Origin of the sequence: Burkholderia catarinensis (genome assembly GCF_001883705.2) — a bacterium.
GTDB lineage: Bacteria > Pseudomonadota > Gammaproteobacteria > Burkholderiales > Burkholderiaceae > Burkholderia > Burkholderia catarinensis.
The window spans coordinates 1-20,129 of the sequence record NZ_MDEQ02000037.1; the positions used below are offsets into that span (position 1 = coordinate 1).

Sequence of the window (20,129 nt, forward strand, 5' to 3'; positions counted from 1 at the left end):
CGCTGTTCGATGACGGACGGCTACGACTGCTATCAGAATGCTCTGGCCGAGCGGGTCAACGGCATCCTCAAGGGCGAGTTCCTGTTGCAACGTCCCGCTGACCTTGAGCAGGCCGCCAAGATGGTCGAACAGTCGGTTCGCATCTATAACCACGAGCGGCCACATGCCGCTCTGAAATACAAAACGCCCGATGCGGTGCATCGGGCGCTCTAGGGGCTGGATACTGTCAACCTATTCCAGGACTTGACACTGTCGTCCGCGCATCACGCGGGCTGACGGCACTTGCCCGGGCGGGCGCAGCATGCGCCCTCGCCCGCCGGCATCACTTCTTCGCGTTGTAGTCGGGCAGCTCGCACGCCTCGGTGACGACGAGGTTGTTGTCCTTCGCGAAATTCAGCACGAAATCGAAAGCCATCGGCTCGACGTCGCGCAACCGCGAATCGAGGATCACGCATTTCAGGTCGCCGAGCATCGTCGGGCGCACGTACAGCGAATACTGGAGACGCGCATTTCGCCCGCTCGCCCCCGGCCCGAAGCAGGCCATCACCCCGGCCAGACGTTCCGACCAATCGCTCGGGCGAAACTTTTTCCCGTCTTTCGTGATGCCCTGGATAAAAAATTCGGTCGGAGGGGTTTCAGCCATGTGGTTACCCAAGTGACGGCCCGGCGATGCCCAGGCGACGGCGCCTGGATACGCGAACACAAAGCTTGAATGGCCGGCGGCACAAGCACTCCGCGATATCCCGAAAACGGGACGCCGATGCGCGCCGCCGGTGTGCTGCACCGGATTTGTGCAGCGCACGGCTTGTGTCCGGCAGAGCGCGAGGAGGCTTGCCTGCCGGGCTGGAGAAAACTTTTGGATTATACCGCAGCGCGCCATCGCGCGCCGTCCCAAGCCCCTCCTTCCCGTACCGCCGGCCGCATGCGGCGATCATGCCCCGCTTCTCTCCGCGGCTCGTCAAAGCACAGAAAATCCTTTATGCTGCTTTGAGTTATCCACACCCGACGGCGGCGCCGTCCGGCCTTGCTGCCGGGGGGAACCCGCCGTATTTCGCTTCATGACCGCCAAAACCATTCGTCACTACCTGCAGTTCAAGGATTTCTCGCTGGAAGACTACGAGTACGTGCTCGAACGCACGGGTATCCTGAAGCGCAAGTTCAAGAACTACGAGACCTATCACCCGCTGCACGACCGCACGCTCGCGATGATCTTCGAGAAGAGCTCGACGCGCACGCGCCTGTCGTTCGAGGCCGGGATCTTCCAGCTCGGCGGCCACGCCGTCTTCATGAGCACGCGCGACACGCAGCTCGGCCGCGGCGAACCCGTCGAGGATTCCGCGCAGGTCATCTCGCGGATGGTCGACATCATCATGATCCGCACGTTCGAGCAGGAAGTGATCACGCGCTTCGCGGAGAACTCCCGCGTGCCGGTGATCAACGGCCTGACCAACGATTACCACCCGTGCCAGGTGCTCGCCGACATCTTCACGTACTACGAGCACCGCGGCCCGATCGCCGGCAAGACCGTCGCGTGGGTCGGCGACGCCAACAACATGCTCTACACGTGGATCGAAGCCGCGCAGATCCTCGGCTTCAAGCTGCGCCTGTCCACGCCGCCCGGCTACGCGCTCGACATGAAGCTCGTGTCGCCCGGCAGCGCGCCGTTCTACGAGGTGTTCGACGATCCGAACGAAGCATGCAAGGGCGCCGATCTCGTGACGACCGACGTGTGGACGAGCATGGGCTTCGAGGCCGAGAACGAGGCCCGCATGCAGGCGTTCGCCGACTGGTGCGTCGACGAGGAAATGATGGGCCACGCGAACCCGGACGCGCTGTTCATGCACTGCCTGCCCGCGCACCGCGGCGAGGAAGTGACGGCCGGCGTGATCGACGGCCCGCAGAGCGTCGTGTGGGACGAGGCGGAAAACCGCCTGCACGTGCAGAAGGCGCTGATGGAGTTCCTGCTGCTCGGCCGCCTCAAGCACTGACGCGCGCGGCACCCGGCAACCCGTAAAAAAGCGCCGGTCGTCGATCGGCGCTTTTTGTTTGGGTGCGCGAAAAGCGGCGCGGAACCCGCGTTACAGGCAGACGGGCTCGGGCTCGAGTTCGACACCGAATCGCGCGCGCACGTCGGCCTGGATCGCCCGCGCAAGCGCGAGCACCTCGGCCCCCGTCGCGCCGCCGCGATTGACGAGCACGAGCGCCTGGCGGTCGTGCACGGCCGCCGCCCCCAGCGCGCGCCCCTTCCAGCCGCAGCGGTCGATGAGCCAGCCGGCGGCGAGCTTGACCTGCCCGTCCGGCTGCGGATACGACACGACATCGGGCGCGCGGGTGCGCAGCGCGTCGAACTGCGCGGCATCGATCACCGGATTCTTGAAGAAACTGCCCGCGTTGCCGAGGACGAGCGGATCGGGCAGCTTCGCGCGCCGGATCGCGACGACCGCGTCGAATACGTCGCGCGGGCTCGCCGCATCGGGTGCGATGCCCCCCGCGTCGAGTTCGCGCGTGACGTCCGCGTAGCCGAGCCGCGGCGTCCACTGCCTGGGCAGCCGGAACGTCACCGACACGATCGCGAACCGGCCGCGCCCTTCCCGCTTGAAGAAGCTGTCGCGGTAGCCGAACGCGCAGCGCGCGGCATCGAAGCGCTCGCTGCGCCCCGTCGCCAGCTCGACCGCGACCAGCGAGTCGAAATACGCCTTCATCTCGAGGCCATATGCGCCGATGTTCTGGATCGGCGCGGCGCCGACGGTGCCCGGGATCAGCGCGAGATTCTCGAGGCCCGGCATCCCGTGCTCGAGCGTCCACGCGACGAACGCGTGCCAGTTCTCGCCGCCGCCGGCCTCGACGTACCACGCGTCGTCGTCCTCGCGCACGACGCGGCGGCCCGCGATCTCGTCGAGCAGCACGACGCCGTCGAAATCGCGCGTGAACACGACATTGCTGCCACCGCCGAGCACGAGTTGCGGCAGGTTCGCGACGCGCGGGTCGCGATGCAGCGCCTCGAACTGCGACGCATGCGTAATGCGCGCGGCAAAGCGCGCCGTCGCGGCGATGCCGAACGTGTTGTGCGCGGCGAGCGGATGGTCGGGAAGCAGCGACAGGGCGGAATCGTCAGGAGGCATCGGCATTCGCGGTCACGTCGGCCCGGGCGGCGCATGGCCGGCCTTGGGCAAACGGAGGGGCATCGGTAAAATGGCAAACAGTCCGCAATTATAGCGAGTGCCCGCGCGCGAGCCGGGTACCCGCATCTCAAGGGAGAATGCCATGCCATCGTTCGACGTCGTTTCCGAAGCGAACATGATCGAAGTGAAGAACGCCATCGAGCAGTCGAACAAGGAAATTTCGACGCGCTTCGACTTCAAGGGCTCCGACGCGCGCGTCGAGCAGAAAGAACGCGAGCTGACGCTGTTCGCCGACGACGATTTCAAGCTCGGCCAGGTCAAGGACGTGCTGATCGGCAAGCTGGCCAAGCGCAACGTCGACGTGCGCTTCCTCGACTACGGCAAGGTCGAGAAGATCGGCGGCGACAAGGTCAAGCAGATCGTCACCGTGAAGAAAGGCGTGACCGGCGATCTGGCGAAGAAGATCGTCCGGCTCGTGAAGGACAGCAAAATCAAGGTGCAGGCGAGCATCCAGGGCGACGCCGTGCGCGTATCCGGCACGAAGCGCGACGACCTGCAGGGCGTGATCGCGATGCTGCGCAAGGACGTGACCGACACGCCGCTCGACTTCAACAACTTCCGCGACTGATCGCCGCCGATCCGTCCCGTCATCACGCCGGGCCCCGCACACGCGGCGCGCCCGGCGCGCGGCGACCGCCGCCTCCTCAGGCTTTCCCGCCGTCCTGCGCGCCGCCGTCCGCGGCCGCCTTCTTCTTGTCGCCGATCCGGCTCTCCTGCCCCGCCAGCAGCTTCGAAATGTTGCCGCGGTGGCGCCACACGAGCAGCACGCTCATCGCGAGCACGGCCCACGCGACCGGGTTGTGGCCCGTGCCGAACAGGAACACGTCGAACACCGGCGCGAACACGGCCGCCACCAGCGCCGCGAGCGACGAATAGCGGAAGAAGAACGCGACGATCAGCCAGGTCAGCGCGGTCGCGAGCCCGAGCACCGGATGCACGGCGAGCAGCACGCCGGCCGCGGTCGCGACGCCCTTGCCGCCCTGGAAGCGGAAGAACACCGGATACAGGTGGCCGAGGAACACGGCGATCGCGACCCATGCGACCGCGACATCGGGCAGGCCGAAGTGCCGTGCAAGCCAGACGGCAATCCAGCCCTTGAACGCGTCGCCGACGAGCGTCAGGATCGCGGCCTTCTTGTTGCCGCTGCGCAGCACGTTGGTCGCGCCGGGATTCTTCGACCCGTACGAACGCGGGTCGGCCAGGCCCATCGTGGCGCTGACGACGACGGCGAACGACACCGAACCGATCAGGTAGGCAACGAGGGCGGCGAGCAGGATCTGCATGCGGAGGACTCTTCTTTCAACGTATCGGTAAAGGGGCGGCGGTGCGCGGCAAGCCATGGCCGCAAGCCGAAACGGCGCCCATTCTACCGAACGAGCGCGGGCTGCCGCGAAGGTGAAACCCTCAGTCGACGCTCGCGCACTGTACGGGCTGCGCGCCGAGCAGCGACGTGAGCACCGCCGGCGCGAGGCTGACGAGGTAGCCGCGACGGCCGCCGTTCAGGTAGATCGTCGGCAGTTCGAGGATCGTCGCCTCGACGTAGACGGGCATGGCCTTGCGCGTGCCGAACGGCGACGTGCCGCCGACGAGATAGCCCGAGTGCCGGCTCGCGACTTCGGGCTTGCACGGCTCGACGCGCTTCGCGCCGATCTGCCGCGCGAGGTTCTTCGTCGACACGGTGCGGTCGCCATGCATCAGCACGATCAGCGGCTTCGCGTGTTCGTCTTCCATCACGAGCGTCTTCACGACGCCGTGCTCGTCGACGCCGAGCTGGCGCGCCGATTCGCCGGTGCCGCCGTGCTCGACGTATTCGTACGGATGCTCGCCGAACGCAACGCCGTGGCGGCGCAACAACTGGGTTGCTGGGGTTTCGGACACGTGTCTGGATTTGCTCATGGCGGCATTCTAATGGCGAACGACCGGCGGGCGCGCAAGGGCGGCGCCCGTGCCGGCGGTATACTCGCGGCCCGTTTTCCGCCGGGCGGCCTGCTGCGTCGCCGCAACGATTCCGCCCATCATCATTGCGGACATCGCGAAGCGCTATTGCCCGATTGGCCGATTGTGGCGCGCGCGTCGTCATGGCACGATCGTTCGCAAACATCGCCGGCCGCCGCCCGCCCCTTTTCTGGAGACGCCATGCCCTCGTCCATCCGTTCATCGGAGCCGCTCGACGTCGATGTGCTGCTCGCCGCGCTGCCTCGCCGCATCGCCGACGTGCCCGCGCGCTGGGCCGCGCAGGCGCCCGCGCACCCGGCGCTGATCGAGGACGCGCGCCGCCTGTCGTACGGCGACCTGTCACGGGCCGTCGATGCGGCGGCGGCGCTGCTCGCGAGTCTCGGCGTGCACGGCGGCGACCGCGTGATGATCGTCGCGGAAAACTGCGTCGCGCAGATCGTGCTGCTGTTCGCGGTTGCCCGCGTCGACGCGTGGGCGCTCGTGTCGAACGCGCGGTTGTCGGCCGGCGAACTCGACGCGATCGCCGCGCACGCGCGCCCCAAGCTGATCGCGTTCGCGACGGATGCCTCGCCCGACGCGCGCACGCATGCCGCGCGGCACGGCGCGACGCCCGCGGGCGCGCTGCCGGTCGACATCGGCGCGTGGTCGTATCGCGTCGACGCAAGCGCGCCGGGCGAACCGGTGGCCGCCGACGGCGCCGCGCAATGCGCGGCGCTGATCTACACCACCGGCACGACCGGCGCGCCGAAAGGCGTGATGCTGTCGCACCGCAACCTGCTGTTCATCGCGGCGACGTCGAGCACGCTGCGCCGCGTGTCACCCGACGACGTCGTCTACACGGTGTTGCCCGTGTCGCATGTGTACGGGCTCGCGTCGGTCTGTCTCGGCAGCCTGTACGCAGGCGCGACGCTGCGGCTCGCCCCGCGCTTCTCCCCGGAAGCCGTGCGCGTCGCGCTCGCCGACGAAGGCGTCACGATCTTCCAGGGCGTGCCCGCGATGCACGCGAAGCTGCTCGAACACCTGCACACGCACGGCCACGCATGGCACGCGCCGCGCCTGCGCTTCGCGTATTCGGGCGGCTCGCCGCTCGACGCGAACCTGAAGGCGCGCGTCGAGCGCCTGTACGGCGTGCCGCTGCACAACGGCTACGGGATGACCGAGAGCAGCCCGACGATCACGCAGACGCCGCTCGACGCGCCGCGCGCCGACAGCTCGGTCGGCGTGCCGATTCCGGGCGTGGAGTTGCGGCTCGTCGCGCCTGACGGCACCGACGTGCCGCCGGGCGAAGTCGGCGAGATCCGCGTGCGCGGGCCGAACGTGATGCTCGGCTACTACCGCAACGCGGACGCGACGCGCGCGGCCGTGTCGCCGGACGGCTGGCTGAGCACTGGCGATCTCGCGCGGCAGGAGGCGGACGGCGCGGTGACGATCGCGGGCCGCAGCAAGGAACTGATCATCCGGTCGGGCTTCAACGTGTATCCGGTCGAAGTCGAGCAGGTGCTGAACGCGCATCCGGACGTCGTGCAGGCGGCCGTGATCGGCCGCGCGGTCGAAGGCAACGAGGAGGTGCTCGCGTTCGTCGAGCTGGTGCCCGGCGCGGCGGCGGGCGCAGCAGCGTTGCACGCCTGGTGCGCGGAGCGGCTCGCGCCTTACAAACGCCCTGCGCACATCCGCGTGCTCGACGCGCTGCCGGCCGCGTCGACAGGCAAGGTGCTGAAGCACAAGCTGCGCGAACTGATCTGACGCCGGCAGGCGCGCACAGCGGAGCGCGCCGTGCCGGATGCGGGCGCCCCGCGCGCTAGCCGCGCGGGTGGTGTTGCGCGTGCAGCGTCCTCAGCCGCTCGCGCGCGACGTGCGTATAGATCTGCGTGGTCGAGATGTCGCTGTGGCCGAGCAGCATCTGCACGACGCGCAGGTCGGCGCCGTGGTTCAGCAGGTGCGTCGCGAACGCGTGCCGCAGCGTATGCGGCGACAGGTGCGCGCGCACGTCGGCCTGCTGCGCGTGGCGCTTGATGATGTTCCAGAATTGCTGGCGCGTCATCCCGTCGCCGCGCGCGGTCACGAACAGCGCATCGGCCGCGCGCGCGCCGAGCAGCGCCGGCCGCGCTTCGCGCAGGTAGCGCTCGATCCAGTCGTGCGCCACTTCGCCGAACGGCACGAGCCGCTCCTTCGAGCCCTTGCCCATCACGCGCACGACGCCCTCGCTGAGGCCGACCTCGACGGTCTTCAGCGTCACGAGCTCGCTCACGCGCAGTCCGCTCGCGTACATCAGCTCGAGCATCGTGCGATCGCGCAGGCCGAGCGGCGTGCCGATGTCGGGCGCGCCGAGCAGCGCCTCGACCTGCGCCTCGGACAGCGTCGACGGAAACCGGGCCGCCTGTTTCGCGGACATGATCCGCAGCGTCGGGTCGGCGCTCGCGCGATGCTCCCGCACGGCCCAGCCGTAATAGCGCCGGAACACGGACAGCCGCCGGTTCGACGACGTCGCCTTGCCGTCGCTGCGCGCGGCGATGTAGCCCGTCACCATCGCCTCGTCGGCCGAATCGAGCGGCGCGTCGTGTGTCGCGGCCAGCCATTGGGAAAACAGCACCAGATCGCGCCGGTACGCGTCGAGCGTGTTGCGCGCGAGCCCGTGCTCAAGCCACAGCGCATCGCAGAACACGTCGATCGACGCGCGGCTCGCGAGCAGCGCGGGCGACGCCGCGGCGGTATCGTCGCCGGCTTCGGGAGTCATCAATGGTTCGCTCATCAATACGGCACGCCCTCGTGCGTCAGCAGCCAGCGCTTCACTTGCTGGTAATAGCCGTTGTCGTCGTGGTTCGCGAAACCGCCGAGGCCGCCCGCCGCGACGACGCGGTGGCACGGGATCACGAGCGGGAAATAGTTCGCGCCGCACGCCTGGCCGACCGCGCGCGGCGCGCTGCCGATCCGCTTCGCGACCTGGCCGTAGGTCAGCACCGTGCCGGGCGGGATATCGCTGATCACGTTCCACACGCGATGCTGGAACGCGCTGCCGACTTCGGCGAGCGGCAGGTCGAAGCGCGCCGACGCACGCTCGAAATAACGTTCGATCTGCTTGACCGCACGCTTCGCGAGCGGCGAATCCGGATCGACCGACTTCACCGATTCGGGCAGATAGACGATCTCGCGCACCACCGCGGCGTCCGTGCGGATGCCGACCTTGCCGAACGGCGCGTCGATGACTGCATTGAACATGGCCCTCTCCTGACCGATGGATGCGCGCGGTACCGCCGCGCGCCGACGACACTTTACGCCGCCTTCACGCGGCACGCAGCGCCCATTCGACATGCTCGCGCACGACCGGCGACGGATCGTCGGCCCGCGCACGCAACGCGGCGACGATCGCGTCGCGCGCCGGCGGCGCGAGCCGGTCCGCGCCGGCACGCAGCGCATTGCCGAGCCCGACCGCGAGATTGCGCAGCCAGCTTTCGTAGCCGATGCGCCGGATCGCGCTGCCCTGCATCCGCGTATCGAACGCTTCCGCGTCCCACGCGAACAGCTCGACGAGCGTCGCGCGGTCGAGGCCGTGCCGCACGTCGAAATCGGCGACGGGCGCGGCCTGCGCGAACTTGTTCCACGGGCACACGAGCTGGCAGTCGTCGCAGCCGTACACGCGATTGCCGATCATCGGCCGCAGCGGTTCGGGGATGCTGCCTTTCAGTTCGATCGTCAGGTACGAGATGCAGCGGCGCGCGTCGACGCGATACGGCTCGACGATCGCCCCGGTCGGGCATGCGCCGATGCAGCGCGTGCAACTGCCGCAGTGCGCGCCGGGCGTCTCGGGCGCGGTGTCGGGCGACGTGTGCGCGTCGGTCGGCAGCGGAACGTCGACGTAGATCTCGCCGAGGAAGAACAGCGAACCGGCATCGCGCTGCAGCAGCAGCGTGTGCTTGCCGCGCCAGCCGACGCCGGCCTTCTGCGCGAGCTCGACCTCGAGCACGGGCGCCGAATCGGTGAACACGCGATAGCCGAACGCGCCGATCTCGCGCTCGATGCGCTCCGCGAGCGTCTGCAGCCGGTTGCGCAGCACCTTGTGATAGTCGCGGCCGCGCGCGTAGATCGACACGACGGCCGCCTGCGGATCGTCGAGGCGTGCCCGTTCGCGTGCGCGCCAGTCGTGCAGCACGAGCGCGCCCGGCTCGCCGTCGGGCGCGCCGGCGGCGAGCGTTTCGGCCGGCAAATAGGCGAGCCGCACGGAAATCACGCGTCGCGTACCGGCCACAAGTTCGGCCGGCCGCGCGCGTTTCATCCCATGTTTCGCCATATAATCCATTTCGCCGTGGTACCCGGCGTCCAGCCAGGCGGCGAGGCCTGCTTCGGCATCCGAGAGATCGGTATCGCTGATGCCGATCGCCCCGAAACCCAATTCGCGCCCCCACGCCCTGATGCGAGCGGCGAGCGCAGTCAACGCCGCATCATCGAGCGCGCACGGCGCCGCGCCTTCGGTAAGAGTCGAAGGCCTGTCGGATGCGGCGAGTTCCGGTAATCGGTTCATCGCACTATTTTACGAGAATGCCAGCCACGCCCAGTCATCAGCCTCATGACGCCATGCTACCCGCCCCGTTCGCGGAGCGCGTGATCGCACTCGCCGACGAAGCGGCGACCGAGGCCTTCGGCACCCGCTTCGCGCACGCGCTCGATGCGGCGCGCGCCGACCTCTCCCGCGCGCACGCGTTCGACGGGCTGCAAATCCAGCTGGTCGGCGATCTCGGCGCGGGCAAGACGACCCTCGTGCGCGCGATCCTGCGCGGCCTCGGCCACCCGGGACGCGTGCGCAGCCCGACCTATACGCTCGTCGAGCCGTACGCGCTCGAACGCAGCGATGGGGAACTCGAGGTCTATCACTTCGATCTGTATCGATTCAACGATCCGGCCGAATGGTCCGATGCAGGCTTTCGCGAATATTTCAATTCCAGCGCGATCTGCCTCGTCGAATGGCCGCAACAGGCAGGCGCGCTGCTCGGCGTGCCCGATCTGGTTTTCTCGCTCGACGTGGATGGCGACGGCCGCGCCCTCACCGTCCGGGCGTACAGCGCTTCAGGAAAGGCATGTCTCGAAAGATGTTGATCAAACCGTTCCGCTCGATCGAATCGGCGGCCACCGCGACGCATAACTGGCGGCGCCGCCAGATCCTGCGCGCGGGGGCATCGACGCTGGTGCTCGGCCTCGTCGCGCCGCGGCTCGCGCACGCGTCGTCGGTGCTCGGCGTGCGCGTCTGGCCCGCGCGCGATTACACGCGCGTCACGATCGAATCCGACCAGCCGCTGCAGAATAGCCAACAGCTGCTGCAGGGTCCCGACCGTCTCGTCGTCGACCTGAGCGGCCTCGATCTCGACCAGGCGCTGCGCGACCTCGTGTCGAAAATCGCGCCGAACGATCCGCAGATCCAGTCGGTGCGCGTCGGCCAGTATCAGCCGCACGTCGTGCGGATGGTGTTCGACCTGAAAGGCTCGGTGAAGCCGCAGGTGTTCACGCTGCCGCCGGTCGGCACCTACAAGTATCGGCTCGTGTTCGACCTGTATCCGGCCGTCGCGCCCGATCCGCTGTCCGACCTGATCGCGCAGACGGAACGCAAGGAACAGGCGCTCAACGACTCGGCGCGCGCACAGCAGATGCAGCCGCCGACCGCGCTGAACGGCCCGGGCGTGCCGCCGCCGCCCGCCGCGGGCGACAACAGCGACGCATTCTTCCAGCGTTTCGCGCAGAGCACGCCTGCCACGCCGCACACGCCGCCCGCCGCCGGCACGCCTGCGACGCCCGCGAAGCCGGCCGTCAAGCCGCCGCCCGTCATCGCCCGCCGCGACAACAGCGACGACGACGGCGACACCTACAAGTTCACCGCGCCGAAATCCGGCAAGGGCGGCACCGTACGCCTGCTGACGGTCGCGATCGATCCGGGCCACGGCGGCGAGGATCCGGGCGCGATCGGCGGCGGCGGCACGTACGAGAAGCACATCGCGCTCGACATCGCGAAGAAGCTGCGCGCGAAGATCGACGGCGCGCCGAACATGCGCGCGATGATGACGCGCGACGCCGACTTCTTCGTGCCGCTGAACGTGCGCGTGCAGAAGGCGCGCCGCGTGGGCGCCGACCTGTTCGTGTCGATCCACGCGGACGCGTTCACGACGCCGTCCGCGCGCGGCTCGTCGGTGTTCGCGCTGTCCGACCACGGCGCGACGAGCGCCGCGGCGCGCTGGATGGCGAACAAGGAAAATTCGTCCGACCTGATCGGCGGCATCAACATCAAGACGGCGGACGCGGCCGTGAACCGCGCGCTGTTCGACATGTCGACGACCGCGCAGATCCGCGACTCGCTGCGCTACGGCAACTACGTGCTGAAGGAAGTCGGCGGCATCAACAAGCTGCACAAGGGCTCGGTCGAGCAGGCCGGGTTCGCGGTGCTGAAGGCGCCCGACATTCCGTCGATCCTCGTCGAGACGGCATTCATCAGCAACCCGGAAGAAGAGAGCCGGCTGAACGACGACAGCTATCGCGACCAGATGGCCGACGCAATCTTCCGCGGCATCAAGCGCTATTTCGCCGCGAATCCGCCGCTCGCGAAGAACCGGATGGCCTGACGGCGTCCCTGGCCGTCCCTTCCCCGCCGCCGGCACGCAGCGCGTGCCGGCGCGTCACGAGGCCGCGAAGCGGCGCATCAGTTTCCCGCCGAACACGTTCACCGCGAGCCCGCCCATCACGAGCGCCGTGCCGATCAGTTGCGTGCGCGTCAGATGTTCGTCGAGCAGCAGCGCCGACGACGCGAGGCCGACGATCGGCACCAGCAGCGAGAACTGCGCGACCTGCGCGGCCGGGTAGCGCGACAGCAGGCGGCTCCACAGCCCGTAGCCGAGCAGCGTCGCGACGAACGCGAGATAGGCGACCGCGAAGAGGGACGCGCCGTTCAGCCCGGCGAGCGCGGTCGCGATCCGCTGCGGCCCCTCGAACCACAGCGACAGCAGGAAGAACGGCACGGGCGGCACGAGGCTCGCCCACACGACGAGCGACACGAGGTTCGCTTTGCCGACCTTCTTCGTGACGATGTTGCCGAACGCCCACATCGCCGCCGAGCAGATCGTCAGCAAGAAGCCCGCGAGCGTCATCGCGCGGCCGCCCTGCGCCGCGATCACGACGAGCCCGCCCGCGGCGATCGCGAGCCCGGCCAGGTTCTGCATGCGCAGCCGCTCGCCGAGGAACAGCATCGCGAACACGAGCGTGAAGAACGCCTGCGACTGCAGCACGAGCGACGCGAGGCCGGCCGGCATGCCGACGTACATGCCCGTGAACAGGAACACGAACTGGCCGAGCTGGATCGTCGCGCCGTACAGCACCAGCAGGCGCCACGGAATCTGCGGCCGGCGCACGAAGAACACCGCGGGCACGGCCGCGAGCGTGAAGCGCAGCGCGCCGAGCAGCATCGGCGGCATGCCGTGCAGGCCGACCTTGATCACGACGAAGTTCACGCCCCACGCCAGGATCACGACCAGCGCGAGCAGCAAGTCCTTCGGGGCCATCATCGGCGTCTCCTCGATTGTCGAATCGTTGTGCAAAGTGCCCCGGCCCTGTCGCGTCGCGCCAGGCTCCCCGGGGGCATCCCGCAACGGGACTTCCTTCGGGGCGGAAAACTCGGGGCGGCCCGGCGTTTTCTTGGAAGCCGGTCAGTCTACCGGGTTTCGGCACCCGGCCCGATACCCGCGCGGCGCGCATGGAATCGGCGGCGGGCCAGTACAATGACCGGCATCCCCCGCCGCCCTACAGGACCCGCCATGACCGATCCGATCAAAGCCCTGCTGAAGCCGCACGTGCGCGACATCGGCAACCTGCAGGTGCGCCGCACGCTGCCCGCGCTCGCCGCGCGCCTCGTCGGCCCGTTCATCTTCTTCGATCACATGGGGCCCGCCACGCTGCCGCCCGGCACGGGGCTCGACGTGCGCCCGCACCCGCATATCGGGCTCGCCACCGTCACCTACCTGTTCGACGGCGCGATCCTGCACCGCGACAGCCTCGGCTCGCGGCAGGAAATCGTGCCGGGCGACGTGAACTGGATGACGGCCGGCCGCGGGATCGTCCACTCCGAACGCACGCCCGACGCGCAGCGCGAAAACGGCCACACCGTGCACGGGATCCAGACCTGGGTCGCGCTGCCGCGCGCGCACGAGACGACCGAGCCGTCGTTCGAGCACCATGCGGCCGACACGCTGCCGAAGCGCGACGAAGACGGCGTATCGCTGACGGTGATCGCCGGCGACGCGTTCGGGCTGCGCTCGCCGGTCACGACGTTCTCGCGCACGCTGTATGTCGCGGCCGAGTTCGCGGCCGGCGGCCGGATCGAACTCGACGCGGCGCACGAGGAGCGCGCGGTCTACGTGGTCGACGGCGAGCTCGCGATCGACGGCACGCCGGTGCCGGCCGAGCAGATGGCCGTGCTCGCGCCGGGCGCGGCGGTCACGCTGACGAGCGGCAGCGGCGCGCGCGCGATGCTGCTCGGCGGCGACAGGATCGACGGCGAGCGCTTCATCGAGTGGAATTTCGTCGCCAGCAGCCGCGCTGCGATCGAGCACGCGAAGCAGGCCTGGACGCGCCAGGAAATGGGCAAGGTGCCGGGCGAGACCGAGTGGATTCCGCTGCCCGAGACGAAGCCGCGTTGAAAAAGGGGCACGCCGCCCCCATCCTGACGATATTCGAACGGAAGAGAACGCCATGGACACCACGCTTGCCACATTCGAGAAAGACGTCATCGAGGCGTCGCTGGACATGCCCGTGCTGGTCGACTTCTGGGCGCCGTGGTGCGGCCCCTGCAAGACGCTCGGCCCGCTGCTGGAAAAGCTCGAAGGCGACTACGAAGGCCGCTGGAAGCTCGTGAAGGTCAACGTCGACGAGAACCAGGAACTCGCCGCGCACTTCCAGACGCGCAGCATCCCGCACGTGATCGCGTTCGCCGACGGGCGCCCGGTCGACCAGTTCGTCGGCGTGCTGCCCGAAGGCCAGTTGCGCGCGTTCCTCGACCGGCTGCTGCCGGCGCCCGAGGAAGCCGAACGCCGCGCCGCGCAGTACGCGATGGCCGAGTCGCGCTACGACGATGCGCTCACGCACCTCGAAGCGGCGCTCGCGCTGAACCCCGGCTTCGACGACGCACGCCTCGACCTGATCGAACTGCTGCTCGCGAGCAACCAGGTCGACGCCGCGCGCACGGAGACCGAGCGCCTGTCGCCGCAGACCGCGCAAGGCGACGATCCGCGCTACCAGGCGATCAAGACCCGCTTCGACGCGCTCGAAGCCACGGCCGACCTGCCGCCGACCGACGCGCTCGAAGCGCGCATCGCGGCGAACCCGGGCGACCTCGACGCGCGCTTCGACCTCGCGCAGAGCCTGATCGCGCGGCGCGCGTACGAAGGCGCGCTGGAACAGTTGCTGGAAATCGTGACGCGCGACCGCGCGTACGGCGACGATCTCGGCCGCCGCACGATGATCTCGGTGTTCGAAATGGCCGGCGATCGCCCCGACCTCGTCGCCGGATGGCGGCGCAAGCTGAGCATGGCGCTCAACTGACGTGTAGCCGGCCGGGCCGCAACGGCCCGGCTGAATCGCCGTATCGCTGTATCGCCGGCGGCGCGTGACCCGCGCCGCAGCATCCATCGATGCCCGCGCTTCGCGGGTCAGCCGGCGGCCTGCGCCGCGATCGCGCGCAGCGCATGCGCCGCGGCCGCGAAACCGAAGCTCGCGGTCACGCACACGCTCGAACCGAATCCCGCACAGTTGAGCCCCGCGACGTGCGCGGCCGTGGACGGCTCCGCGCCGTCCTCGATGTCGCAGGCGGCCGCTTCCGGATAGATCAGCGGCTCGTCCGAATACACGGCACTGACCTTGAAACGCGCCTTCGGCCCGCGCGGGAAGCCGTGCTGCTTGCGCAACTGCGCGCGCACCTTCGACAGCAGCGGATCCTGGATCGTCAGCGCGAGATCGTCGATCCGGATGCGCGTCGGGTCGAGCTGGCCGCCCGCGCCGCCGACGACGATAAGCGGCTGCCGCTTCGCGACACACCACGCGATCAGCGCCACCTTCGTACGCACGCTGTCGATCGCGTCGATCACGTAGTCGAAGCCGCCGCCGAGCAGCGCATCGAAGTTGTCGGGCTCGGCGAAATCCTCGATCCGGTTCACGCGGCACGCGGGATCGATCAGCGCGATCCGCTCGGCCATCGCGTCGACCTTCGGCTTGCCGTAATTGCCGTCGAGCGCATGGATCTGCCGGTTGGTATTGCTTTCCGCGACGTTGTCGAGATCGATCAGCGTCAGCGTGCCGACCGCGTTGCGCGCGAGCGCCTCGGCCACCCACGACCCGACGCCGCCGATCCCGATCACCGCGACATGCGCGCGCTCGAAAGCGGCCGCCGCCGGCGCGCCGTACAGCCGCGCGACGCCGCCGAAACGCCGCGCTCGATCCACGTCAAGCTGGATTGTCGGGGTCGGGGTAAGATCAGAAAAACTGGGCGGGGCAGCGTCGGCAGCGGACATGGCAGCAAGGAAAACGTAAGTCGAGCAGCCCTCTATTTTGCCTGAACTCCCCGCTCGCACGCGCCACTGTGCACGCACGATTCTTGCGCGTTCGCTACAATGGTTCCAGATTGAAGCGTTTGCATAACATGACCACACTCGCCGATCTCCGCATCAATTATTCACGTGCCTCGCTCGACGAAGTCGATGCCGCCCACGATCCTTTCGCCCAGTTCGACCGCTGGTTCAAGGAGGCGCTCGCCGCCAAACTGCCCGAGCCGAACACGATGACGCTCGCGACCGTCGGCGCCGACGGCCGGCCGTCAGCCCGGATCGTGCTCATCAAGGGCGTCGACGAACGCGGGTTCGTGTTCTTTACCAATTACGAAAGCCGCAAGGGGCGCGATCTCGCCGCGCATCCGCAAGCGGCGCTGCTGTTCTACTGGATCGAACTCGAGCGCCAGGTGCGCATCGAAGGCCGGATCGAGAAAACCAGCGCCGAAGAAAGCGACCGCTATTTCGCGTCGCGCCCGCTCGGCTCGCGCATCGGCGCCTGGGCGTCGGAGCAGAGCGCCGTGATCGACAGCCGCGCGACGCTCGAAGCGCAGGAAAGGGCCGTCAGCGAACGCTACGGCGACAACCCACCGCGCCCGCCGCACTGGGGCGGCTATCGCCTCGTGCCCGACTCGATCGAGTTCTGGCAGGGGCGCCCGTCGCGGCTGCACGACCGCCTGCTCTATACGCGCGACGCCGACGCATCGCCGAACTGGACGATCTCGCGCCTGTCGCCGTAAGCGCGGCGCCGGCACCGCCGGCCGTGTCTCGTGTTGCATCCAGGCGCCCGCGCCGCAAGCGGCGGGCGCCGGTCAAGATACTTGGCTGTATTCGATTCAACGAACAAACGGAGAATCCAAATGTTCTGGGAAAAGAAGCTGGCACAGTGGGCGGACGAGGTACGGGCGAAAGCGAACATACCGGCGCGCCTCGTGCTGTGGAACGGCGATCAACTCGATTTCGGCACCTTCAGCGCGCCGCAGGTCACGCTGAAGGTGAACAGCGCGTCGGCGTTGCCGCTGCTGCTCGAACCGAGCCTCGACAATCTCGGCGAGGCGTACGTGAAGGGCAAGATCGACATCGAAGGCAGGCTGTCGGACATCATCAACATCAGCTACTCGCTTGCGCGCAGCACGGTGACGAGCGCAAGCAAGCTCGCGCGGGTGAAGCGCTACTTCAATCACTCGAAAAGCACCGACAGGAAGGCGATCCAGTATCACTACGACGTCTCGAACGAGTTCTACAAGCTGTGGCTCGACGAGAACATGGTGTACTCGTGCGCGTACTTCGAGAACGGCGACGAGGATCTTGCCACCGCGCAGATCAAGAAGATCGACCACATCCTGACGAAGATCCGGCTCGAGCCCGGCCAGCGCCTGCTCGACATCGGCTGCGGCTGGGGCGCGCTCGTGCTGCGCGCCGCGCAGAAGTTCGGCGCGACGTGTCTCGGCGTGACGCTGTCGCAAAACCAGTTCGACCTCGCGACCGCACGCGTGAAGGCCGCGGGGCTGGAAGACAGGATCGAGATCCGCCTGCAGGATTACCGCGAGGTCGACGGCCAGTTCGACCGCATCACGAGCGTCGGGATGTTCGAGCACGTCGGCCGCAAGAACCTGCCGCTCTACTTCTCGCGGGTGCATGACCTGCTCGCCGACGACGGCATCGCGATGAACCACGGGATCACGTCGACCGACGCGGAAAGCGGCGAAACGGCGCTCGGCGGCGGCGAATTCATCGACCGCTACGTGTTCCCGGACGGCGAGCTGCCGCACATCAGCCTCGCGCTCGAAGCGGCGCAGCGCGGCGGACTCGAGACAATTGACGTCGAAAGCCTGCGGCGGCACTATGCGCGCACGCTCGATATCTGGACCGAGAACTTCGAAGCGAAGGCCGAAGAAGCCAGGGCACTTGTCGACGACGAAAAATTCCGCATCTGGCGCGTGTATCTTGCCGGCTGCGCGTATGCGTTCGAGCACGACGACGTGTCGATCTTCCAGATCGTGTGCCGCAAGGCCGGGCAGAGCGCGAAGACACTGCCGTGGTCGCGGCGCTATATGTACGAACACGCGCTGCCGCGCTAGGCGGCGCTTCACGCTGAGCATGCATGGGTGACGGCAGGACGCGGCGCAAGGCGCCGCCTGAACGACAGCAGCACGACGACGCGGACGGGTCGCACGCCGACGGACAATTCGACCTGTTCGGCGTGCCGCCGGACGCCGCACGCGCGTCGCCTGCGGACGCTGGCCGCCCTGCCGGCGCCGACGAACACGTGACGCCGGACGCGCATGGCGATGCACCGGCGGCCCGCGCAGCCCCCCGTTCTTCCGACGAAACGCCGCCCGCGTCGTCCGGCCTGCTATGGGACGAACCGCCCCCGCCGGCCGCGCCGCCGAAGCAAGGCAGGCGCCGGCGCGGCGTGCTGCCCGCGCCGATCGCGGCGGACGTGGCCGACGCAGCGGCCGGCCTGCCGCCGAACGTCCGGCTCGGCACGTCGTCGTGGTACTTCCCCGGCTGGAACGGCATCGTCTACGACGGCGATTTCGCGCAGACGAAGCTGTCGCGCGAAGGGCTCGAAGCGTACGGCGCGCATCCGCTCTTGAAGAGCGTGAGCCTCGACCGGTCGTTCTACGGGCCGCTGTCGGTTGCCGACTACCTGCGCTACGCGCAGCAGGTGCCGGACGATTTCCGCTTCGTCGTGAAGGCGCCGGCATCGGTGACCGATGCCGTCATCCGCGGCCGGCGCGGCGAGCCGTCGGGGCCGAACCCGACCTTCCTCGACGCGCAGCTCGCCACGCGGGAATTCGTGCAGCCGTGCCTCGAAGGGCTCGGCCGGAAAGCCGGCGTGCTCGTGTTCCAGTTCTCGCCGCTGCCCGACCGGCTGCTTGCCGAACCGGCCGCGCTGATCGACCGGCTCGCCGCGTTCTTCGCGGCGCTGCCGCCTGACGCCGACGGCACGCGCTACGCGATCGAGATCCGCGACGCGAGCCTGCTCACGCCGCGCTTCATCCGTACGCTCGCCGCGCTCGGCGTGCGCTACTGCGTCGGCCTGCACGCGCGGATGCCGGACCCGCTGCGCCAGGCCGCCGCGCTCGCGCTGCTCGACGGCGACGCGCCGGGCCCGCTGATCGTGCGCTGGAGCCTGCACGGCGGATTCAAGTACGAACAGGCGAAAGCGAAATACGAGCCGTTCGACAAGCTCGTCGACGAGGATCCGGCCACGCGCTCGGCGCTCGCCGAACTCGCCGCGCGCTATGCGCTGGCCGGGCAGCCGGTGATCATCACGATCAACAACAAGGCGGAAGGCTCCGCGCCGCTGTCGTGCATCGCGCTCGCGCGCGAGATCGCCGCCGCGTGCGCGCAGTGGCGCAGCGAGGCGGCTTGACGCACGTTTCCGCCGGTTCCCGCCGTTCAGGCGCTCACGCGCCGCGCAGCGATTTCAGCCGGTGCGAGAACTTCTGCCGGAATTTCGCGAGCTTCGGCCCGATCACGACCGAGCAGTAGCCCTGCCCGGGGTTACGCGCGTAATAGTTCTGGTGATAGTCCTCGGCCGGCCAGTAGTTGCCGTCGAGCGGCACGACCTGCGTGACGATCGGCTGCCCGAACACCTGCTCGCTCTCGAACTCGCGGATCACGTCGAGCGCGGTATCGCGCTGCGCATCCGAATGCGTGAACACGACCGACCGGTACTGCGTGCCGACGTCGTTGCCCTGCCGGTTCAACTGGGTCGGATCGTGCGTCGCGAAGAAGATCTCGAGGATCTCGCGATAGCCGATGCGCGCCGGATCGAACGTCACGTTGACGACTTCCGCATGGCCCGTGTCGCCTTCGCAGATGTCGCGATAGCCCGGATTGCGCGTATGGCCGCCCGCGTAGCCCGACTGGACGGCCGTCACGCCGTCGACGTCGAGAAACACGGCCTCCGTGCACCAGAAACACCCGCCTCCCAACGTTGCGGTTTCAAGCATCTCGTTCCCCATGAAATCAGCCCTCGTTGATGACGGCAGCCGGCACGCATGGCCGGCGCCACCGTTTCGTCCCGCCGCTGCCCGTCGGTGATGCGGGACGCAGCGGCACTTCGGCAAGTATCTCACTCGCGCGCGAACCTGACAGATCGAGCAGGCGGTCCGCCGCGCGTTTCTCGTCTACACTTCCCAGGCAAGCGCGAGCGCGGCGGCACACCCGCCGTCCCGCGCGAAGCGTCCGATGCACGCCCGACCCTGATGCAAACATCATCTGCCGGAACATCGATATGCCTGCCTTGACGGACATCGCCCGCGTCATCCGCGTCACTCGCATCACCCGCCCGGCCGTCGCCGCGTCGCGGGGTGCCGCTTCGACCGCACCATCGCCATGCCGTGCCTTCGGGTCGCCCCGGGCGCGGCGATCCGGCGCATCGCCTTTATCCGCTTTCACGATCTGATGCACG

At 68.5% G+C, this 20,129-nt stretch carries 22 protein-coding genes; 11 read left to right on the forward strand and 11 right to left on the reverse strand.

The features are described 5' to 3' along the window. A partial coding sequence (locus tag BFF94_RS34065) for an integrase core domain-containing protein (RefSeq protein WP_219139647.1) occupies positions 1–213 on the forward strand: 213 nt, incomplete at its 5' end. Between the two features lie 109 nt (positions 214–322). Here BFF94_RS34065 and BFF94_RS34070 read toward each other — a convergent pair. Then, complete coding sequence (locus tag BFF94_RS34070) at positions 323–643, reverse strand: DUF3579 domain-containing protein (RefSeq protein WP_128846471.1); 321 nt, start codon at positions 641–643, stop codon at positions 323–325. 415 nt (positions 644–1,058) lie between these two features. Between BFF94_RS34070 and argF the strand changes: the two genes are divergently transcribed. Beyond that, complete coding sequence (gene argF / locus BFF94_RS34075; RefSeq protein WP_059233373.1) at positions 1,059–1,988, forward strand: ornithine carbamoyltransferase; 930 nt, start codon at positions 1,059–1,061, stop codon at positions 1,986–1,988. Positions 1,989–2,078: 90 nt separating this feature from the next. On the opposite strand, the gene murB is transcribed toward argF, so the two are convergent. Next, entirely contained in the window at positions 2,079–3,128 is a 1,050-nt protein-coding gene (gene murB / locus BFF94_RS34080) for a UDP-N-acetylmuramate dehydrogenase (protein WP_128846464.1), read from the reverse strand. A 136-nt stretch (positions 3,129–3,264) separates the two neighbouring features. Here murB and BFF94_RS34085 point away from each other — a divergent pair, with 136 nt between their 5' ends. After that, on the forward strand, positions 3,265–3,750 hold the full coding sequence (locus BFF94_RS34085) for a YajQ family cyclic di-GMP-binding protein (RefSeq protein ID WP_128846467.1): 486 nt from the start codon (positions 3,265–3,267) through the stop codon (positions 3,748–3,750). A gap of 76 nt (positions 3,751–3,826) precedes the next feature. Here the strand turns inward: BFF94_RS34085 and plsY are convergent, their stop codons facing one another. Both plsY and ybaK read right to left on the reverse strand, forming a co-directional pair. Further along, positions 3,827–4,465 (reverse strand): glycerol-3-phosphate 1-O-acyltransferase PlsY, encoded by a 639-nt coding sequence (plsY, locus tag BFF94_RS34090; RefSeq protein ID WP_027785242.1) that lies wholly within the window; start codon positions 4,463–4,465, stop codon positions 3,827–3,829. 121 nt (positions 4,466–4,586) lie between these two features. Next, on the reverse strand, positions 4,587–5,078 hold the full coding sequence (ybaK, locus tag BFF94_RS34095; RefSeq protein WP_128846469.1) for a Cys-tRNA(Pro) deacylase: 492 nt from the start codon (positions 5,076–5,078) through the stop codon (positions 4,587–4,589). A gap of 240 nt (positions 5,079–5,318) precedes the next feature. Between ybaK and BFF94_RS34100 the strand changes: the two genes are divergently transcribed. Continuing rightward, positions 5,319–6,881: a class I adenylate-forming enzyme family protein gene (locus BFF94_RS34100; protein ID WP_219140337.1), complete on the forward strand. Its 1,563-nt coding sequence runs from the start codon at positions 5,319–5,321 to the stop codon at positions 6,879–6,881. A gap of 55 nt (positions 6,882–6,936) precedes the next feature. On the opposite strand, the gene xerD is transcribed toward BFF94_RS34100, so the two are convergent. From xerD to queG, 3 genes are all read right to left on the reverse strand, one after another. Then, positions 6,937–7,887 (reverse strand): site-specific tyrosine recombinase XerD, encoded by a 951-nt coding sequence (xerD, locus tag BFF94_RS34105; protein WP_128843072.1) that lies wholly within the window; start codon positions 7,885–7,887, stop codon positions 6,937–6,939. Next, positions 7,887–8,354 carry a methylated-DNA--[protein]-cysteine S-methyltransferase gene (locus BFF94_RS34110; protein ID WP_158061936.1) on the reverse strand — a complete coding sequence of 156 codons (468 nt, stop codon included), beginning with the start codon at positions 8,352–8,354 and terminating at the stop codon, positions 7,887–7,889. Before BFF94_RS34110 ends, xerD begins: the two co-directional genes overlap by 1 nt. 64 nt (positions 8,355–8,418) lie before the next feature. Further along, positions 8,419–9,654 carry a tRNA epoxyqueuosine(34) reductase QueG gene (gene queG, locus BFF94_RS34115; protein WP_219140338.1) on the reverse strand — a complete coding sequence of 412 codons (1,236 nt, stop codon included), beginning with the start codon at positions 9,652–9,654 and terminating at the stop codon, positions 8,419–8,421. A 17-nt stretch (positions 9,655–9,671) separates the two neighbouring features. On the opposite strand from queG, the gene tsaE reads away from it, so the two are divergent. Then, the gene (tsaE, locus tag BFF94_RS34120; RefSeq protein ID WP_128843074.1) at positions 9,672–10,226 is read left to right on the forward strand and encodes a tRNA (adenosine(37)-N6)-threonylcarbamoyltransferase complex ATPase subunit type 1 TsaE; all 555 of its coding nucleotides are present in this window, start codon (positions 9,672–9,674) and stop codon (positions 10,224–10,226) included. Beyond that, the gene (locus BFF94_RS34125; protein WP_128843075.1) at positions 10,208–11,737 is read left to right on the forward strand and encodes an N-acetylmuramoyl-L-alanine amidase; all 1,530 of its coding nucleotides are present in this window, start codon (positions 10,208–10,210) and stop codon (positions 11,735–11,737) included. The genes tsaE and BFF94_RS34125 overlap by 19 nt, the downstream gene beginning before the upstream one ends. Before the next feature lie 54 nt (positions 11,738–11,791). Here BFF94_RS34125 and BFF94_RS34130 read toward each other — a convergent pair whose 3' ends face one another. Continuing rightward, the gene (locus BFF94_RS34130) at positions 11,792–12,670 is read right to left on the reverse strand and encodes an EamA family transporter (protein ID WP_201260387.1); all 879 of its coding nucleotides are present in this window, start codon (positions 12,668–12,670) and stop codon (positions 11,792–11,794) included. Between the two features lie 252 nt (positions 12,671–12,922). Here BFF94_RS34130 and BFF94_RS34135 point away from each other — a divergent pair, with 252 nt between their 5' ends. Continuing rightward, on the forward strand, positions 12,923–13,804 hold the full coding sequence (locus BFF94_RS34135; protein WP_128843077.1) for a pirin family protein: 882 nt from the start codon (positions 12,923–12,925) through the stop codon (positions 13,802–13,804). A gap of 52 nt (positions 13,805–13,856) precedes the next feature. After that, positions 13,857–14,705 carry a thioredoxin gene (trxA, locus tag BFF94_RS34140; RefSeq protein WP_128843078.1) on the forward strand — a complete coding sequence of 283 codons (849 nt, stop codon included), beginning with the start codon at positions 13,857–13,859 and terminating at the stop codon, positions 14,703–14,705. Positions 14,706–14,812: 107 nt separating this feature from the next. Here the strand turns inward: trxA and BFF94_RS34145 are convergent, their stop codons facing one another. Further along, positions 14,813–15,670, reverse strand: a complete 858-nt coding sequence (locus BFF94_RS34145) for a tRNA threonylcarbamoyladenosine dehydratase (protein ID WP_128843079.1) — start codon at positions 15,668–15,670, stop codon at positions 14,813–14,815. A 128-nt stretch (positions 15,671–15,798) separates the two neighbouring features. Between BFF94_RS34145 and pdxH the strand changes: the two genes are divergently transcribed. From pdxH to BFF94_RS34160, 3 genes are all read left to right on the forward strand, one after another. Further along, positions 15,799–16,443, forward strand: coding sequence for a pyridoxamine 5'-phosphate oxidase (gene pdxH / locus BFF94_RS34150; protein ID WP_128843080.1), 645 nt, complete (start codon positions 15,799–15,801; stop codon positions 16,441–16,443). Between the two features lie 120 nt (positions 16,444–16,563). Continuing rightward, positions 16,564–17,784 carry a class I SAM-dependent methyltransferase gene (locus BFF94_RS34155; RefSeq protein ID WP_128843081.1) on the forward strand — a complete coding sequence of 407 codons (1,221 nt, stop codon included), beginning with the start codon at positions 16,564–16,566 and terminating at the stop codon, positions 17,782–17,784. A gap of 23 nt (positions 17,785–17,807) precedes the next feature. Then, entirely contained in the window at positions 17,808–19,085 is a 1,278-nt protein-coding gene (locus BFF94_RS34160) for a DUF72 domain-containing protein (protein ID WP_219140339.1), read from the forward strand. A 34-nt stretch (positions 19,086–19,119) separates the two neighbouring features. On the opposite strand, the gene msrA is transcribed toward BFF94_RS34160, so the two are convergent. Next, complete coding sequence (msrA, locus tag BFF94_RS34165) at positions 19,120–19,680, reverse strand: peptide-methionine (S)-S-oxide reductase MsrA (protein WP_128843772.1); 561 nt, start codon at positions 19,678–19,680, stop codon at positions 19,120–19,122. Positions 19,681–19,684: 4 nt separating this feature from the next. Beyond that, entirely contained in the window at positions 19,685–20,128 is a 444-nt protein-coding gene (locus tag BFF94_RS34170) for a hypothetical protein (protein WP_201260403.1), read from the reverse strand. Position 20,129: the final 1 nt, after the last annotated feature.

Bases quoted from the DNA above. Each gene is read 5' to 3' on its own strand.
- BFF94_RS34160 (WP_219140339.1), top strand. From the start codon at position 17,808: ATGGGTGACGGCAGGACGCGGCGCAAGGCGCCGCCTGAACGACAGCAG.
- BFF94_RS34130 (WP_201260387.1), bottom strand. From the start codon at position 12,670: ATGGCCCCGAAGGACTTGCTGCTCGCGCTGGTCGTGATCCTGGCGTGG.
- pdxH (WP_128843080.1), top strand. From the start codon at position 15,799: ATGACCACACTCGCCGATCTCCGCATCAATTATTCACGTGCCTCGCTC.
- xerD (WP_128843072.1), bottom strand. From the start codon at position 7,887: ATGAGCGAACCATTGATGACTCCCGAAGCCGGCGACGATACCGCCGCG.
- murB (WP_128846464.1), bottom strand. From the start codon at position 3,128: ATGCCGATGCCTCCTGACGATTCCGCCCTGTCGCTGCTTCCCGACCAT.
- msrA (WP_128843772.1), bottom strand. From the start codon at position 19,680: ATGGGGAACGAGATGCTTGAAACCGCAACGTTGGGAGGCGGGTGTTTC.
- BFF94_RS34110 (WP_158061936.1), bottom strand. From the start codon at position 8,354: ATGTTCAATGCAGTCATCGACGCGCCGTTCGGCAAGGTCGGCATCCGC.
- BFF94_RS34085 (WP_128846467.1), top strand. From the start codon at position 3,265: ATGCCATCGTTCGACGTCGTTTCCGAAGCGAACATGATCGAAGTGAAG.
- argF (WP_059233373.1), top strand. From the start codon at position 1,059: ATGACCGCCAAAACCATTCGTCACTACCTGCAGTTCAAGGATTTCTCG.
- tsaE (WP_128843074.1), top strand. From the start codon at position 9,672: ATGCCAGCCACGCCCAGTCATCAGCCTCATGACGCCATGCTACCCGCC.
- plsY (WP_027785242.1), bottom strand. From the start codon at position 4,465: ATGCAGATCCTGCTCGCCGCCCTCGTTGCCTACCTGATCGGTTCGGTG.
- queG (WP_219140338.1), bottom strand. From the start codon at position 9,654: ATGAACCGATTACCGGAACTCGCCGCATCCGACAGGCCTTCGACTCTT.
- BFF94_RS34070 (WP_128846471.1), bottom strand. From the start codon at position 643: ATGGCTGAAACCCCTCCGACCGAATTTTTTATCCAGGGCATCACGAAA.
- BFF94_RS34100 (WP_219140337.1), top strand. From the start codon at position 5,319: ATGCCCTCGTCCATCCGTTCATCGGAGCCGCTCGACGTCGATGTGCTG.
- BFF94_RS34145 (WP_128843079.1), bottom strand. From the start codon at position 15,670: ATGTCCGCTGCCGACGCTGCCCCGCCCAGTTTTTCTGATCTTACCCCG.
- ybaK (WP_128846469.1), bottom strand. From the start codon at position 5,078: ATGAGCAAATCCAGACACGTGTCCGAAACCCCAGCAACCCAGTTGTTG.
- BFF94_RS34125 (WP_128843075.1), top strand. From the start codon at position 10,208: ATGTCTCGAAAGATGTTGATCAAACCGTTCCGCTCGATCGAATCGGCG.
- BFF94_RS34135 (WP_128843077.1), top strand. From the start codon at position 12,923: ATGACCGATCCGATCAAAGCCCTGCTGAAGCCGCACGTGCGCGACATC.
- trxA (WP_128843078.1), top strand. From the start codon at position 13,857: ATGGACACCACGCTTGCCACATTCGAGAAAGACGTCATCGAGGCGTCG.
- BFF94_RS34155 (WP_128843081.1), top strand. From the start codon at position 16,564: ATGTTCTGGGAAAAGAAGCTGGCACAGTGGGCGGACGAGGTACGGGCG.